We start from the raw sequence: 17,598 nt of genomic DNA, 5'->3' as shown, positions 1-17,598 counted from the left end.
GTGGTGTTTTCGCCGGGCAAGGTGTGAAAGGTTGAAATTATGGATAACGATATCAAAAATCTCTTTAAAAAAATTGACGGTTCTGCGGACTCGTATAAAGAGATCCATCGTGATGATATGAACGAACAGGCAAAGCAGCGTTGGCCTCTCCTCAGAGATGTTCACGTGAATGCAGCTAAACCAGCTGCTGCTCGTGCAGTACCTAAAGTCGAGACAATATCGCGACTGGATGACTTGTCTTCTGTTGCACTTAGACGGATGGTGCCAGATCAGCAGATCCACAGGGAGTTAGTTCAGTCGGGGAGTTCTTTGCTGCGCCGCGCTGAATATCTATCTGGAGCTTCCGCGCCGTCCGTGCGTGCAGACCAAGTACCAAAAGAATCCTCTTTGTTCGCACGCGCTGCTAATGAGCCGCTTGCTTCTTTGACGGGGGAGCGTGGCGATCCACCGCTTGCAACATTGTTCAGCCGTTTATCTGGTGCACGCGGCGAAGCAGAGCAGCCTCCGGAACCTGCAGTCAATTCCTTCTTTAAAAAAATATTTAAACCATGAGGGTAATTGCGGTCATCTCTCCAAAAGGTGGCGTTGGAAAAACAACGGTAACAGCGAATCTTGCCGCAGCGATTGCTGCACTAGGGGCAAAAGTCACGATACTTGATCTTGATCCTCAAAATGCACTGCGTCTGCATTGCGGTATGCAGCATGAAGATCCGGCAGGCGTTGTGCGGCAAACGATGTCGGGCTTGCCTTGGTCAGATGCTTTGTATGAAAGCTCCTATGGAGTGCATTTTTTACCTTATGGTGTTGTTGATGAGCCGGATAGGGTGGCTTTCGAGCATTTCATCAAAAGTAAGCCGGGTTGGCTTGCAACGCAATTAAGTTCACTCAACCTGGCGGATGACGAAATTGTATTGATCGACACACCGCCGGGGCCAACCGTATATTTGCAGCAGGTATTACATTGCGCGAATATTGCATTGATTGTGATCAAACCGGATGCTGCCTCGTATTCAACGATCCCCTCAATTGAGTCTTTACTGCATTACTATTGCAGTGACCGGCAAGATTTTTTTGGATCTAGTTATATCGTGAATCAAATGGATGCAAATAAACAATTGCATCGGGATATATTACAAATGTTGAGAGCCAACATGGGGGCGCAACTGGTGCCAATTACGATTCATAAGGACGAAGCCGTCAGCGAGGCGCTGGCTTGTCAATCTCCGGTTTCTCTCTACTCTAAACATTGCTCTGCTACCCATGATCTGCAACAAATCACGATCTGGTTGCAGGATCGCTATAAGTTAATTGCCTGATGCGCTCGATACTCAACTCAAGATATTTGTATGGTCGCCTGAACGAATTTGGCCGTACTTTGGTCAACTGGCCTGGTTGGGAGCTGAAAACCACGCGGGCGGTTGCTCTGATTGTCGCCGCTGGCTTGTACTGGACCAGTATCAGTATTCCGTTGGAACTAGTGTGGCAGACGTTATTTTCGATTGTCGTATTCTGGACCGCCATGTATTTGCGTCGCTACACTGGCACGCTGGTGTCGCTGGTGATGATCATGTTTTCTGTCAGTGCAACTAGCCGCTATATTTATTGGCGTATCAATTACACGATTGATGCCGAGAATCTTGTTGATTTAATTTTTGCGCTGGTTCTTGTGTCTGCAGAAATTTATGCCTGGCTGGTTTTATTACTAGGCTATTTGCAAACGGCGTGGCCATTGAAGCGTAAGCCAGTCCTGATGCCAGAAGACACGAGTCTGTGGCCTGTCGTTGATTTATTTATCCCGTCTTACAACGAAGACATCAGTGTGGTGAAGCCAACTGTACTCGCAGCAATGGGAATCGACTGGCCAAAAGATAAACTCAATATTTATATTCTGGATGATGGACGGCGTCCTCAGTTCCAGGAATTTGCCAAATCTGTTGGCGTTAATTGCTATATACGTAGCGATAACAAGCATGCGAAGGCCGGTAATATCAATGCCGCTCTGGCCAGAACCACCGGAGAATTCGTCGCGATTTTTGATTGCGATCACATGCCGACACGCTCCTTCTTGCAATATGCGATGGGCTGGTTTTTAGTAGACGAAAAATTGGCGATGGTTCAGACACCCCATCATTTTTTATCTCCCGACCCGTTTGAGCGTAACCTGAATACTTTCCGCAATGTTCCCAATGAGGGCGAATTGTTTTATGGCCTGATACAGGACGGGAACGATCTGTGGAATGCGACCTTCTTCTGTGGTTCATGTGCAATTCTGCGTCGCAAATATCTGATGGAAGTTGGCGGGATTGCCGTAGAAACGGTGACGGAAGATGCGCATACTGCGCTGAAGATGCAGCGTCTTGGTTACAACACGGCCTATCTCGCTCTACCTCAGGCCGCTGGTTTGGCGACAGAAAGTTTATCCGCTCACGTCGGGCAGCGTATTCGCTGGGCGCGGGGGATGGCGCAGATTTTCAGGACGGATAACCCCTTGCTGGGTAAAGGGCTGTCATTCGGACAAAGACTTTGCTACAGCAATGCGATGCTTCATTTTTTCTATGGATTTCCGCGCATGGTGTTTTTGCTTGCGCCTATTTCATATTTATTTTTTGAAGTCCATATTATTAAAGCGTCTGCTTTGGCGATCGCCGCGTATTCTTTACCGCATTTATTGCATGCCAACTTAACGAACTCCAGGATACAAGGTGCACACCGTCACTCGTTCTGGGCGGAGGTTTATGAGGCGACGCTAGCCTGGTATATTTTCCGGCCAACTCTGGTTGCCCTGATCAATCCCAAGCTGGGTACTTTCAACGTGACTGCTAAAGGTGGTCTGGTTGAGAAAGAGCACTTTGACTGGGTAATTTCCAAGCCTTATCTGGTGATGCTGGGGTTGAATATCCTGGGCTTCATTGTCGGTATTGGCCGAGCACTCTGGTGGAATACCTATGAATTAGACACAGTGATTTTAAATATGCTGTGGACGATTTATAACCTGATCATCCTTGGAGCGACCCTTGCTGTGGCTACCGAATCTAAGCAGGTACGCAGAACGCATCGCGTCAGGGCGAAGCTGAGTGCGATTCTGCGTATGCCCGGTGGCCATTCTCTGGTGTGTGAAACAGAAGATTTTTCTTTAGGGGGAATGTCTTTAAAGCTACCTGAGGATGTCATTCTCGATAAAGATGCCGAAGTACAGGTGTCTTTGTATGGTACGGCGGGGGAACACATTTTCCCGGCTACCGTGGTATTTTCAAAACAAGGTTTAGTCAGTGTGCAATTTCAGACCTTATCGCTTGAGCAGGAGATTAACCTGGTCAATTGCACGGTTGGTCGTGCTGACGTCTGGCTTAACTGGTCGCAGGAACGTGATTTTGATCATCCGTTAAATGGTTTGAAGGAAATTACGATGCACAGTATGGTTGGGTTTTCACGATTTGGTTCAAGTATCATGCAGTACTTAGGAAATAAAACAATGCCTTTTAACAAAATAACGAACTCCACTATGGTGAAAATGATCAAAACAAAGCTGGTGCGTAAGCGAAGCACCACCGCACTGGCGCTCCTGTTTGGTTTGTTATTGCTTGGGCATGACAATGTAGATGCAAAATCTAAGCATGCCAAAGCCTCTGCTTCAGAGGCAGCCAGCGAATCCGCAGCTTCAGTCTCAGCCGTGCCCGATAAAGAATCTGTAGTGAAGTCAGCCTTATCCCAAAGAACGATCAACATCTCTTTGAAGCAGATGGGGTCAGGTTCTAATATCGAATTGCGCGGTGTTGAAGGAGAGAGATCCTTTCCCTTTACCGTACGCAGCGATGAGCTGATTACTGCGGCAAAAGTCCGTTACGGCGTCGCTTATTCGCCCGCTATGCTGCCAGAACTGTCGCATATGAAAGTCCTGGTCAATAACGAGTTGGTGACAGTCGTACCTCTGCCCAAAGAAACGGCGAGTGGTTTTGTTCGTGAAACGAACATCGATCCGCGTTTGTTCGCGGACTTTAACCAGCTCGGCTTCAAGTTGATAGGACATTACACCAGAGAATGTGAAGATCCCTATCATTCCAGTTTATGGGCGAATGTCAGTAATACGTCGAACCTGGAATTGACGATTACTTCGATTCCTTTACAAAATGATTTGGCACTGTTGCCAACACCATTTTTTGACAAACGTGACAATAAGATGCTGGAGTTGCCATTTGTCATGCCTGCCGCGCCATCCCTGGATATTTTACGTAATGCCGGTATCGTTGCTTCATGGTTTGGTCATCTGGCAGCGTATCGTGGCGCTAAATTTCCGGTAGCAACCCAGTCACTGCCCGAGGGAAACGCCATCGTCTTTGCAACGTCGAATGAAGTCCCCGCAGGCTTGAAGTTGCCAGTCATTTCTGGGCCGACTTTAAACATCATGACTAATCCCTCAAATCAAAATACCAAATTACTTCTGGTGATGGGACGTAATGCTGCTGAGCTGCGCATCGCTGCTCAGTCACTGGTGTTGGGACAGATTGCTTTATCTGGTGATCGCGCTTTTATCAAAAATTTCAAAGAAGCTAATCCACGTACACCTTACGATGCGCCGAACTGGCTGCCAACGAATCGTCCCGTCAAGTTCGGTGAACTGGTGACACATCAGGATTTGCAGGTGAAAGGTCTGACCCCGGATTTGATCCGCGTGAATATGCGTGTTGCGCCGGATTTATTCACATGGCAAAGAGATGGCGTTCCTATCGATTTACGTTATCGTTTTACGCCAAGGATTAACGTGGACCGGTCGACGTTGAATATCGGTATCAATGGTGAATTTATCCGTTCATTGTCCTTGTCTGGCGGGCAGGTAGAAAAAGGCAAAATTAAAGAATCCGTGATGTTGCTGTTTAAGGACGGTCATCGTTACGCGCAGGAAGAAATTCAAGTGCCGACCTTCCAGATCGGTGCAGAGAACCAATTGCAGTTTCACTTTTTCTATGACTATGTGAAGCAGGGTCCATGTAAAGATGTGTACCTGGATAATGTCAGATCGGCGATTGATCCCGACTCGACGATTGATTTTTCAGACATGCCGCACTACACCGCAATGCCAAATCTGGCACACGTAGCGAATGCGGGGTTTCCATTTACACGCATGGCAGATTTGTCAGAGACAGCGATCGTAATGCCCGACCGTCCAACTGCACAAGAGACAGAAGTGTTTTTGAATCTGATGGGACGTATGGGCGAATCGACTGGCTATCCTGTGACTAATAATAACGTCGTGCGCGGTAGCGATCTGGATAAACTCAGTGATAAAGATATTTTGATTATCGGAACAAATGGCAATGTCTCCTTGCTTAAGCAGTGGGCGAAATATCTGCCCTTAGCGATGGATGAAAGTGGTAATAAACTCCAATTACCTACAGGCTTTATGCGCATTCTTGCTCGCTGGTCAGGGCGCGACATCGACAAGATTGAACGTCACACCGGTGACATGCTGGCAAGTACAGGCAATGCTTTTGGCGCGATGATGCAATTTGAATCGCCGCTTAGCAGTGGCCGCAGTGTGGTGGTATTGACTGCCGGTGATGGTGATAATTTACTGGGATTGACCAGAGCCTTACTCAAACCAGACCTAAGAAGCAAATACCAAGGTGATCTGGTATTAGTCAAAGGCGACAAGATGGAGAATGTACAGATCGGCGATACCTATTATGTCGGTAGCCTGCCATTCTGGACATGGGTGAAATGGCATTTGTCAAACCATCCTATGATTTTGATTGCGTTCCTGATGCTGGCATCGCTGATTGTTGCCACCGTAATGTTCCGTTTCTTACGGAAAAAAGCAGCATCTCGATTGACAGTCGATGAGAAAAAATAAAATCTGGCCAGTCGCTATATTGATGAGTCGTCCAGTTTTTTAGCCACTATTCAGAGTTGCGTAAGAGACTGCGATCTACGAAAATCCGAATGCAAATGTTCTGACGCAATGCGTGTTCAGACATTTGCATTTGTGTTAAAAAAGCTCTGACCGGCTATACATAAAAGAATATGTTCTTTAGGGGAATTGAATGGTTTTAAAGAAAAAAGCGATGGTACTGGCGCTTTTGTCGATGGTCTTCGAGAGCGAAGTCGCGCTCGCTAATTCTTCTTCTCCTTTAAATCAGAAACTGATAGAACAAGCCCAGTACTGGTCGCAACGCGGTCGCGATGATAATGCGGCAGATGCCTGGCGAAAATTATTGAAAATTGACCCGGATCATGTCGACGCGCTGGTCGCACTGACCTTATTTGAAAGTCAGAGCGGTAATGCCGAACTGGCCAAGAGCTATCTGGCGAAGCTTAGACAGCTAAAGGCAGGCAGCTCGCAGATCCGTGTAGCGGAAGAGGCGGTGCGTCGCGGCGTTGCAGGTAAAGGTCAGCTGGATGACGCACGGCGTCTCGCTCAGCAAGGCGACTCGGATGCTGCGGTCGAGAGTTATCGCTTACTGGGCGACCCTAGCAAGCTGAAAGGCGATGCTGCGCTGGAATATTATCAGGTGTTGGCAGGTACTCTGGCGGGTTATAACGAAGCGAAACGCGGTATAGAAAAGCTCAGTAAAGAAAATCCGGCAAACACCAAATATGCATTGGCGCTCGCGCAGATATTGACCTACCGCGAACCTACCCGCAAAGAAGGTTTGGCGATGCTGGAAAATCTGACTACTAAGCCAGAGGTAGCGGCACAAGCCAATGCCTCCTGGAGGCAAACGTTAAGCTGGATGGGTTTGAAAAATGGCAATGCGAAATATTTTCATGATTACCTAGAAAAGCATCCAGGCGACAAAACTATCCAAGACCGCCTGACAAATCTGAACCGGGCGACAAGCGCAAGTGCGGCTAATGCGGAAACAGGCACACAACGTCCCGCTACTAAACCCAAGGTGGTAGTTGAAAATCCTTTGGTAAAGAGTCAGGCGGCCGGTTTTAAAGCGCTGGAAGAAGGCGATATTCAAACCGCTGAAACAGAGTTTAAAAAAATCCTGAAAGCGAAGCCTAAAGATCCGACCGCACTCGGTGGATATGGTTTGGTAAAAATGCGTCAGGAGGCCTTTATCGAAGCCCGTGATTTGATTAAAAAAGCAATTGATCTGTTGCCGAAAAAAAATAAAGATCAATGGAAACAGGCCTACGAAAGTTCGGCCTATTGGGCAATGATCGAGGAAGCCCGAACAGCTTTTGAGGACAGTGACAGCACAAAAGGTATTGCCTTATTGCGTAAGGCCGTGCAACTGAATAGTAAGGAACCTTCAGGAATTTTGCAGCTCGGCGATGCACTGCTTGCTGAAAATGATCTGGCAGGAGCCGAGGAAAATTATCGCCTGGTTCTCAAAGATGATAAAGACAATAAAACCGCATTGAATAGCCTGGTCGGCGTACTGTCCCTGCAAAAACGTATCAAGGATTTAGAGGCGCTGAGCAGCATGATGTCACCGGCACAGTTGACCGCGCTGGCTGATATGAAGGCCAATGACCTGATGGAGAAAGCCAAAGCGGCAGAGGCAGCCGGTGATGTGAATGGCGCTCAGCTAGCGCTCGAAGATGCGATCCTGATTGCACCGGATAACGTGTGGCTACGCCTGTATCTGGCGCAGTTGTATCTGAAACGTGACATGCCGGGACAGGCACGCTCTTTACTGGATGCCTTGACCAATGTAGAGAATCCTCAGCCAGATGCCTTCTATGTCAGCGCTTTACTTAGTGCAGCCCAGCAATTGTGGTGGGAAGGGCTGATGACCATGGAAAAAATCCCCGCCAAGTCGCGCAAGCCAGAAATGTTCGCCTTGCAAAAACGTCTGTGGATTTATGTTCAGCTTGATCGTATCAATTTTTTGCTTAAGCAGGGAGAGCTGGGGTTGACTAAAGATCTGCTCACTTCAGTTGAAAGTACCGCTGCAAATGAGCCAGAGTTTATCGGTGCGGTCGCCACCTTGTATATCAACAACGGTGACCCGGCGCGCGGTCTGGCGATGATCCGTCAAGCAGTTCAAAAAACAGCATCGCCTTCAGCGGGCTTGTTGTTGCAGTATGCCGATGCCTTATTACGTCTTAATCAGGATGCCGAGCTGGAAGGAGTTATCCGACAAATTGCTGCCTTGCCTAAATTGGCAGATACCGAGGCAAGCTCATTTAAAAATCTGCAACGCGTGATTGCCATGCGCCGTGCAGAAAGAGCTAGAGAAGCGGGTGATCTGGCTTTGGCATATGAATATATTCAGCCTTACTTGATTGCGGATCCTGATGACAGTTTGCTGCTGCTTTCTTTGGCACGTATGTATGCGGCGGCAGGAGAGACAGATGCTGCAAAAGAGCTGTATACACGGGTCTTGCAGACAGAGCCGGAAAATATCGAAGTAAGACAAGGTCTGGTCTATGCCGCAATTCAGATCAAGGACTTTCCGAACGCAGAAATCCATCTCGCAGCCTTGTTGAAATTACAGCCTGATAATCCGCGCTTTATTGCTCTGGCAGGGCGGGTAGCGCGAGCTCAGGGAAACAACAGCAAAGCACTGAGCTTGTTTAAGCAGGCATTGGCACTAGAGCAGGCGCAACATACGATGGCAGGAATGGGGGCTAACGGTTTACGTCTGGTCGGGCCAGAACCTGTTGCGGTGCCAGTTGATTTTAAGATGAATCCGTTTGCCGAACGTAAAAATGCCAGTCAGGATGTCAGAACTATTCCCGGTCCGGTACTGAAAGAGGTCGCCCCGGCAGCCAGAACTCCTGGCGTAACGCCTCCTCTTCCAGCCAAAGCACCGGTAACATCATCGACCTCTCCTGTAATTGCTGCTCCATCTGTTGTCACGCAGGCAGCTTCTGTGGTCGCTGCCACGGCATCGTCCTCTGCTGTAGGACTGCCATCTTTGAACGGCTCGAACACAGTGATGAATGCATCCGCGGCACCTGCGGTGAGTGCGAGTTTGCCTCAAATAACCCCGGGATTGCTACCAGCAACATCGTCAGCATCCGTGTCTGCGCAGACTGCACGTGGACTGCCAGAAGCGCCTAAATCTGCTCAGCTTAAGTCTGCGCCAACTGCAATGCGTACGACGCAAGCCGTCTCTGCCAGCGACAGTGCTGGTAGTGCGCGATCCGCACTAACTCGCGCGCCTGCCAGTGCAGAAGAGGCCTCTTTGCTTGAAGAAATCGATGCGCTGAATTCTTTAAACCGTTCTCAGATATCTGTAGGATTTGCGGCGCGCGCGCGTAGCGGTGAAAAAGGCTTATCCCAGTTAAAAGACATAGAAATGCCAATTGAGCTTTATCTGAGTTCACTTGGTATGGGGCAAATGGGCTTAAAGATTATTCCTGTATCCATTGATGCCGGAACTTTATATTTGAATGATCCCACTATCTCCGGTCAGTTTGGCAAGAATGCCGAGATCAACGAACGTGCGAAATTCGCCAAGCAGACTTTTAGTAGTGTCGCTGCAAAGGCAGGATTATCGAGCGTCTCTCAATTATCTGAGCAGGCTAAAGGGGTGGCTTTGAGCCTGACCTATGAGCTTAGTGGTTTTAAAATCGATGCTGGAACCAGTCCAGTTGGTTTTCCTGTCCGAAATGTTGTTGGCGGTTTGCGCTGGTCCAGTCGTATTGATGATGTGAATCTGAGTGTCGAAATATCGCGTCGTTCAGTCACTGATAGTTACCTGTCATATGCGGGAACCAGCGATAGTTTGTATGGGCTGACCTGGGGTGGTGTGACCCGCACGGGAGTTCATCTCGACACCTCTTATGATGCCGATGATGGTGGGGTTTATGCCAGCGCTGGTTACGCCGGCGTCAATGGTAAAAACGTAGCAAGCAATAGTATGTTTGAGCTAGGTGGTGGCGCTTATTGGCGTTTCCTGCGAAACCGGGATATGGTTGCCACCGCAGGTCTCAGCATGACGTCGATGTTTTATAAAAAGAACTTGCGCTATTTTAGTTACGGTCAGGGCGGTTATTTCAGCCCTAAAAATTATGTCGCATTAGGTGTCCCTCTGGAGTTGAGCGGACGCAAAGGCAATCTCGCCTATCAAGTCGGTGCTTCGGTTGGTATTCAGCGCTTTACCGAAGAAAGCAGTTTGTATTATCCGAACTCCAGACCGGATCAGGTCGAGTTAGAAGCATTTTCAGCTGCGAATCCTAGCCTGAATATAGCGACGTCTTATCCGGGGCAGACCCGTAGCGGCATACAGTATAAAGTTCTGGGCGGTGTTGAGTACCAATTGGCGCCGAAGTTTTTTATCGGTAGCCGCTTTTCGATTGATAACTCCGGTGACTTCACTGATGCGTCCGGTGCTGTTTATTTGAAATACACATTTGAAGCGCAGAGAAGGCCAATACCGTTTCCTCCTTTTGCACCGAAACCTTATTATCTCGGGAATTAAATTGTGAAGACAATGTTGAATTTTTTATTGAAATGCCTGCTGGCGAGCATGCCAATACTGGCGTGGGCAGAAGATCCGCAGGCGGAAGGGCGCGCTTATCTGGCGCAAGGCGATAATGCTGCCGCGATCAAAAAATTCGCAGAAGCTGCGAAAACCAATCCATTCGATGCGTCTGCTCTCAATAATCAGGCGGTTGCCTATGCGGCACAGGGCGATCATGAGAAAGCGCTGAATTTGCTTGAGCGTGCGACTAGACTGAGCCCGAATCGCACCGATATCGCTGCGAATTTAACAGAATTGCGTAACTGGATGAGCCGTAACACTCCCCAATTACTTACTTCAAAAAAAGAGCCCATAATGGATGTCTACCCGAATCAAAATAATTTGCCACCGGAGCCACCGGCACTTTGGAAAAAATAAGCGTTATTCTTCAGCCTGAAGCTTGCTAAATGCTACTTTTTGATGCACTATAGGTTTCGCTTATGATGTATGCCAGAGAATAACAGGCCCAGCATACCAACTATTGATCGCACATAAAGCCCCGAATTTGAGTTACTACTACATATGAAATTTACACGCTTCTTTTTCTTTTTTTACTTTAGCTATTCCCAGCCAACGGCGGTGGAAAAACGGTAAGCGCACGGAAAAAGAGCCAACCAAATTTCTAAAAAACCGCCAGTGATGGCGGTTTTTTTTTGACCAGCTTCAGCACTTATTAAGCACTTATTTAGCATTCATTTAGCATTTATTAAATTTTGTATTGATTAAGTTTTTTATTAAACCAGACGTCATTTTTACTACTACCTATTTTTGAACATTGAACGGAGAGACTATGTTACGCACTGATGATCTACGCATTCGGGAAATGAAAGAATTAATTCCCCCCTCACACCTGATCCGTGAGTTCGCCTGTTCTGAAAAAGCCGCCGATACCGCTGCCAATGCGCGTACTGCTTTACACCGGATTTTGCATGCGCAAGATGACAGAGTCATGGTGGTGATTGGTCCATGCTCTATCCATGACACCAAGGCCGCGATGGAATATGCACATAAGCTCGCTAAAGAGCGTGAGCGTTTCGCGGGTGAACTGGAAATTGTAATGCGCGTGTATTTCGAAAAACCACGTACGACGGTCGGCTGGAAGGGGCTGATCAACGATCCGTATATGGACAACAGTTTCCGCATCAATGACGGCTTACGGATTGCACGCGAACTACTGTTGAATATCAACGAACTCGGTTTGCCTGCAGGAACGGAATATCTCGATGTGATTAGTCCGCAATACATTGCCGACCTGATTAGCTGGGGCGCAATTGGCGCACGTACGACGGAATCTCAGGTTCACCGCGAGCTTGCGTCCGGCCTCTCTTGTCCGGTTGGTTTTAAGAATGGCACCGACGGTAATGTGAAAATCGCGGTGGATGCAATTAAAGCGGCATCGCAGCCGCATCATTTTTTATCCGTGACCAAAGGAGGACATTCTGCCATTGTGTCCACTAACGGCAATGAAGATTGCCATATCATTTTGCGTGGTGGTAAGACGCCGAATTATGATGCAGTCAGCGTTGACGCAGCATGCAAGGACATTGCGAGTAATGGACTGGCATCGCGTCTGATGATTGATGCTTCGCATGCTAACAGCTCAAAAAATCCTGCCAACCAGATTCCCGTCTGTGCTGATATTGCAAACCAGATCGCTGCGGGCGATACACGAATAGTCGGTGTGATGATTGAATCGCATCTGATCGCCGGCCGTCAGGATCTGGTGCCAGGCAAAGAATTGGTATATGGGCAGTCTGTGACCGATGGCTGTATCGCTTGGGATGACAGTGTGAAAGTGCTGGAAGGTCTGGCCGATGCGGTCAAATTACGCCGCCTGAAGTTGCGAGAATAGTCCCGCCTTATTGCTAAGTGCTGGCTGAGAAAAAAGCCTGACGGCTGTGAAGTGCGTCAGGTTTTTTTGTGGCACTTAATTATGTTTCTACCTATCAGACCACGATGTCAGTCTCTGCTATTCCAGATGCTAATATCGTTTCGTCAGTGTCAATCGTTCTCCATCGCGTAACATTTCCACGCGCTTTAAAAATGACATGCCAAGCAGGGTGAACGGGAGGCCACTTTCATTGACTGATGCGTCGACTTGCTGCAATTCAATATCCCCGATTTTGACGGTATCTAAACGTACCCTATATACGTTAATGACACCATTCGCCGTGCTCGAACGGCCTAACTGACCTGCTTTGTAATTGATCCCCAGTTTGGTTGCATCGGCTGCCGGTATCGAGATTAAACTGGCTCCCGTATCGACCAGCATATTCAGGCTGCTGCCACCGTTGATCTGGGCTTTTGTGAAAAAATGTCCTTGTGCATCGGCTTGTAATACCACGCTATTTCCACTACTCGGCGCAGCGCGATGCACATACTGACCAATCGTCAGAACCTGACGTTTGCCGTTGACTTCAATGGTGGCGGTTTCATTATCGGTCGATACTAATTTCATGCCGTCGCCAATAGTGCTGCCGACCGAATAGGTTTTTGGCTCATTCCCGTCGATGACCAATACGGCCTTGCCTGGAAATAATCCCACTACACCGACATCTGCCTTTGATGCTGCATAGGCGCATCCAGTTGCGCTCAGCATCAATATCCAGAGCAAGAGAGAAATCTTTTTCATAGTGAAGATAGTCGAGGCATGTTGTGGTGGCGTTGCAATCTCAGGATTGGCATATGCAAAAAAACTGAAACGTAGCACTCAATCTCTGAAGTTATTGAATTCCAGCGGCAGATCTTTAATTTCTTTGCGCAGCATTGCCATCGCCGCTTGCAAATCGTCGCGCTTGGTACCTGTCACGCGTACGGCATCGCCCTGAATGCTGGCCTGCACTTTCATTTTGCTGTCTTTGACAGCTTTAACGATTTTCTTTGCATCTTCAGTTTCGATGCCATTTTTGATCTTGATGACTTGTTTGACTTTATCGCCACCGATCTTATCGATTTTGCCGAGATCCATGAAGCGTACATCGACATTGCGTTTACCCATGGTCATCGTGAGTTCGAGACGGACCTGGTCGAGGTGAAATTCCGAATCGCCATAGATAGTCAGCTCACGGTCTTTTTGTTCGACTTTGGCGCTGCTGCCTTTCAGATCGAAGCGATTGGTCACGACCTTATTGGTCTGATCCACCGCATTCTTGACATCAACCATATTGGCTTCTGAGACGGTATCAAATGAGGGCATGGTAATCCTTAGTGAAAGTATGAGTAAGCATCATTTTAGCAAATGCGCGCCGACGCTATGAGCCTAAGGCTATAATTCTGCGCTTATGACGAACAAATTTTCCCTTTTTTACGATTATCCCCTGCAAAAGCTCAATACCTTCGGAATTGCTGCCTGCGCCAGACGTTTTGTACAAATTTCTCAGCCAGAGCAGCTATCTGCCTTGCGCGATGATCCTGGTTTGTCTGCATTGCCGCGCTTGATTTTGGGTGGCGGTAGCAATCTGGTGCTGTCAGACAAAGTTGAGGCACTAGTCCTACAGATGTCCTGCCTAGGGAAATACATTGTCGGTGAGGATAGCGACAATGTGCTGGTCCAGGCAGAGGCAGGCGAGAGCTGGCATGAATTCGTATTGTGGACGCTAAAACAGGGTTTGGGTGGACTGGAGAATCTCTCTCTCATCCCTGGCACTGTCGGTGCCGCACCGATACAAAATATCGGTGCCTATGGCGTTGAAATGCAAGATGTATTTCATAGCCTGAAGGCATTCGATTTTGCCACCGGCGACATCATCATCATGGATAAAGTGGCCTGTCAGTTTGCTTATCGCGACAGTATCTTTAAACATGCCTTCAAAGATCGCATGATAATACTGAGCGTCACTTTTGCTTTGCCAAAATTATGGCAAGCGCGTTTGAATTACGCCGATGTTGCCCGCTATATTGAGGCCAAAGGGATCGCAGCCCCAGATGCCTGTGATGTTAGCGATGCCATCATCGCCATCCGGCAGGCAAAATTACCAGATCCGCAAGTGATTGGTAATGCAGGCAGCTTTTTTAAAAATCCTGTCGTCAGTGCGGCGACCCGCGATCGCCTGATTGCAGAATATCCTGCGCTGGTGAGTTATCCGCAGGCGACAGGTGATTACAAGCTGGCAGCAGGCTGGCTGATTGAGCAGTTTGGCTGGAAAGGCCGGGCACTCGGCAGCGCTGGCGTATATGACAAACAGGCATTGGTATTAGTGAATCTTGGTGGTGCGACAGGAGTCGAGGTCAGAGCTTTGGCATCCCGAATACAAGCGGATGTAAAGGCCAGATTTGATGTGGATTTAGAAATCGAGCCTGTATTTGCATAGATTGAAACTATATACTCCCCTATTTTTATAAAAAAAATAGCTTGAATCCGCAGGTTATATGCTGCAGTTGAAAATATACTATATGGGAGTATATCAATACTCTACGTGCGTAAAGTTTTTTGCGAATAGCGTCGTAGTTATCGCACTACGACGCTCTATTGACGAATAAAATCGGCGGACAAAGGTCGATTAGGCGACGAAGTGGCAAACGTAGTCCAGTGTCTCCAGTGTTTCAATAGTAAAACTAGAATTGGCCGGAACATTAAATTGTTGCCCACCATGATAGGTTGTCCAGTTCTCTTCACCCTGCAAACGAATCCGGCAAGAGCCCGCATTCAGTTCCATGATTTCAGCCGCACCGGTATTAAACACCAGGCTGGAGGGGAAAATTACACCGATGGTTTTTTTGCTGCCATCGGCGAACAGAATCGTGTGTGAAACACATTTGCCGTCGAAATAGAGATTAGCTTTTTTGATGACGCTGACTTGATCGAATTGTGTGCTCATAGAATGCTCATAAAAAAACAGCCCGCTATCGTTAGGTTGCGGGCTGAGGATATTAAAAAAAGCGACTGAAATTCTTATTGTCCGCGTTTGGCACGGGCATTTGCGGCAATACGCATACGCAAGGCATTGAGTTTGATAAAACCGCCAGCGTCAGCCTGATTGTAAGCGCCACCATCTTCATCAAACGTGGCAATATTCATATCAAACAGAGAGTCTGTTTTAGAGTCGCGTGAGACTGTGATGACATTACCCTTATACAGCTTGACGCGGACCCAGCCGTTGACAGTTTGTTGTGTGTGATCAATCAGCGTCTGCAATGCCAGGCGTTCTGGTGCCCACCAGTAGCCGTTATAGATCAGGCTCGCATAACGTGGCATCAGATCATCTTTCAGATGAGCGACTTCGCGATCCAGTGTAATCGACTCGATTGCACGATGCGCGCGCAGCATGATAGTGCCGCCCGGTGTTTCGTAGCAGCCACGTGACTTCATGCCGACGTAACGGTTTTCTACTAGGTCCAGACGACCAATACCGTGCTTGCCACCGAGGCGATTAAGTTCGGTCAGTACAGTCGCCGGAGACATCCGTACACCGTTCAATGCGACGATATCACCGCGTTCGTATTCGATGTCCAGATATTCTGCTGCATCGGGTGCGGCTTCCGGGCTGACAGTCCAGCGCCACATGGATTCTTCGGCTTCGGCACTTGGATTCTCGAGATGACGTCCTTCAAAACTGATGTGCAACAGATTCGCATCCATAGAGTAGGGTGCGCCACCGTTTTTATGTTTTTGATCAATCGCGATACCAGCATCTTCAGCATATTTCATCAGTTTTTCACGTGATAGCAAATCCCACTCACGCCATGGAGCAATCACTTTGACGCCTGGCATCAAGGCATAAGCCCCGAGTTCAAAACGAACCTGATCATTGCCTTTGCCTGTGGCGCCATGGGAGATTGCATCCGCACCGGTTTCTTTGGCGATTTCAATCAGACGTTTAGCGATCAGCGGACGGGCAATCGAGGTACCTAACAGATATTCGCCTTCATATACGGTGTTGGCGCGGAACATCGGGAACACAAAATCACGCACGAATTCTTCGCGCACATCATCGATATAAATATTCTCTGGCTTGATGCCGAACTTGATCGCTTTCGCGCGAGCCGGTTCCAGCTCTTCGCCCTGACCCAGATCGGCTGTGAAAGTAACGATTTCGCATTGATAATTATCTTGCAGCCATTTCAAAATGACAGAGGTGTCCAGGCCGCCCGAATACGCTAATACAACTTTTTTGATGTCGCTCATGGTGTGCTTTCTTTGTACTAAAGGTATTTAAATGAGTGTTATGCGTTCTCGGTGACATTGCCAACTACGAGATATTCCAAAAGTGCTTTTTGGATATGTAACCGGTTTTCGGCTTCGTCCCAGACAACCGATTGTGGACCGTCAATCACACCTGCCGATACTTCCTCGCCACGATGGGCTGGCAGACAATGCATGAACAAGGCGTCGGGTTTGGCACGTGCCATCTTGGCCTCATCAACGATCCAGCCGTCAAATGCTTTCAGGCGGGCCTGATTTTCTTCTTCGTAACCCATACTGGTCCACACGTCAGTATTAACCAGGTCAACCTGGACACAAGCGTCAGAGGGATTGTCGAACAGGGTGAAGTGCGTATTTCCCGCTTCGACAAACGACAGATCAATGTCGTAGCCTTTAGGCGTCGAGACGTTCAGATGAAAATCAAAAATCTGCGCTGCCTGCAACCAGGAGTACAGCATATTATTGGCATCACCAATCCAGGCAACAGTCTTGCCCTGAATCGAGCCGCGATGTTCGATGTACGTGAACACATCGGCAAACACCTGACACGGATGATGCTGATTTGTCAGACCGTTAATGACCGGCACGCGTGAATTGGCGGCGAAACGTTCGATCATTTCCTGCTCAAAGGTACGGATCATGATGATGTCACACATGCGTGACATGACCTGACCGGCATCTTCGACTGGTTCACCACGACCAAGCTGGCTATCGCGTGTGTTCAGATAAATCGCCGCGCCGCCAAGCTGATGCATCCCTGCTTCGAACGACAGGCGGGTACGCGTGGAATTTTTTTCAAATACCATGACCAGCGTGCGGTCGAGCAGGGGATGATACGTTTCGTAAGTCTTGAACTTGCGCTTGATGATGCGGGCGCGCTCCATCACATAATTGAATTCGGCAAGTGTGAAGTCTGAGAACTGCAGGAAATGTTTGATAGCCATAAATAGAATCGGCGGCAAGAGGAAATTTTGCCGCCGCTTGTTATAACTAGTTCATTATAAGGTATTTACTCATTCTTACCGTAGATATTCT

12 protein-coding genes are annotated in these 17,598 nt (G+C 48.2%); 7 read left to right on the top strand and 5 right to left on the bottom strand.

The annotated features are described in order from the left end of the window. Positions 1 to 39: 39 nt before the first annotated feature. From bcsP to aroG, 6 genes are all read left to right on the top strand, one after another. Positions 40 to 552, top strand: coding sequence for a cellulose biosynthesis protein BcsP (bcsP, locus tag ACO0K4_RS08725; protein WP_422956226.1), 513 nt, complete (start codon positions 40 to 42; stop codon positions 550 to 552). Next, positions 549 to 1,316, top strand: a complete 768-nt coding sequence (bcsQ, locus tag ACO0K4_RS08720; RefSeq protein ID WP_422956225.1) for a cellulose biosynthesis protein BcsQ — start codon at positions 549 to 551, stop codon at positions 1,314 to 1,316. Before bcsP ends, bcsQ begins: the two co-directional genes overlap by 4 nt. After that, positions 1,316 to 5,848 (top strand): UDP-forming cellulose synthase catalytic subunit, encoded by a 4,533-nt coding sequence (bcsA, locus tag ACO0K4_RS08715; protein ID WP_422956224.1) that lies wholly within the window; start codon positions 1,316 to 1,318, stop codon positions 5,846 to 5,848. The genes bcsQ and bcsA overlap by 1 nt, the downstream gene beginning before the upstream one ends. Positions 5,849 to 6,038: 190 nt before the next feature. After that, positions 6,039 to 10,379, top strand: a complete 4,341-nt coding sequence (locus tag ACO0K4_RS08710) for a cellulose synthase subunit BcsC-related outer membrane protein (protein WP_422956223.1) — start codon at positions 6,039 to 6,041, stop codon at positions 10,377 to 10,379. A 12-nt stretch (positions 10,380 to 10,391) separates the two neighbouring features. Next, a complete protein-coding gene (locus ACO0K4_RS08705; RefSeq protein WP_422956288.1) occupies positions 10,392 to 10,799 on the top strand; it encodes a tetratricopeptide repeat protein in 408 nt (135 codons plus the stop codon). A gap of 412 nt (positions 10,800 to 11,211) precedes the next feature. Next, positions 11,212 to 12,273, top strand: coding sequence for a 3-deoxy-7-phosphoheptulonate synthase AroG (gene aroG, locus ACO0K4_RS08700; RefSeq protein WP_422956222.1), 1,062 nt, complete (start codon positions 11,212 to 11,214; stop codon positions 12,271 to 12,273). A gap of 129 nt (positions 12,274 to 12,402) precedes the next feature. Here aroG and ACO0K4_RS08695 read toward each other — a convergent pair whose 3' ends face one another. Both ACO0K4_RS08695 and ACO0K4_RS08690 read right to left on the bottom strand, forming a co-directional pair. Continuing rightward, positions 12,403 to 13,131, bottom strand: coding sequence for a retropepsin-like aspartic protease family protein (locus ACO0K4_RS08695; RefSeq protein ID WP_422956221.1), 729 nt, complete (start codon positions 13,129 to 13,131; stop codon positions 12,403 to 12,405). Further along, the gene (locus ACO0K4_RS08690) at positions 13,132 to 13,617 is read right to left on the bottom strand and encodes a YajQ family cyclic di-GMP-binding protein (RefSeq protein ID WP_422956220.1); all 486 of its coding nucleotides are present in this window, start codon (positions 13,615 to 13,617) and stop codon (positions 13,132 to 13,134) included. A gap of 85 nt (positions 13,618 to 13,702) precedes the next feature. Here ACO0K4_RS08690 and murB point away from each other — a divergent pair, with 85 nt between their 5' ends. After that, a complete protein-coding gene (murB, locus tag ACO0K4_RS08685) occupies positions 13,703 to 14,731 on the top strand; it encodes a UDP-N-acetylmuramate dehydrogenase (protein WP_422956219.1) in 1,029 nt (342 codons plus the stop codon). A gap of 189 nt (positions 14,732 to 14,920) precedes the next feature. On the opposite strand, the gene ACO0K4_RS08680 is transcribed toward murB, so the two are convergent. From ACO0K4_RS08680 to argF, 3 genes are all read right to left on the bottom strand, one after another. Continuing rightward, positions 14,921 to 15,238, bottom strand: coding sequence for a pyrimidine/purine nucleoside phosphorylase (locus ACO0K4_RS08680; RefSeq protein WP_422956218.1), 318 nt, complete (start codon positions 15,236 to 15,238; stop codon positions 14,921 to 14,923). Positions 15,239 to 15,312: 74 nt separating this feature from the next. After that, positions 15,313 to 16,545: an argininosuccinate synthase gene (locus tag ACO0K4_RS08675; protein ID WP_422956217.1), complete on the bottom strand. Its 1,233-nt coding sequence runs from the start codon at positions 16,543 to 16,545 to the stop codon at positions 15,313 to 15,315. A 38-nt stretch (positions 16,546 to 16,583) separates the two neighbouring features. Continuing rightward, the gene (gene argF, locus ACO0K4_RS08670) at positions 16,584 to 17,507 is read right to left on the bottom strand and encodes an ornithine carbamoyltransferase (RefSeq protein ID WP_422956216.1); all 924 of its coding nucleotides are present in this window, start codon (positions 17,505 to 17,507) and stop codon (positions 16,584 to 16,586) included. Positions 17,508 to 17,598: the final 91 nt, after the last annotated feature.

Source organism: Undibacterium sp. RuTC16W (assembly GCF_049339445.1).
Classification (GTDB): Bacteria; Pseudomonadota; Gammaproteobacteria; order Burkholderiales; family Burkholderiaceae_D; genus Undibacterium.
This window is presented reverse-complemented; position numbering and strand designations above follow the sequence as displayed.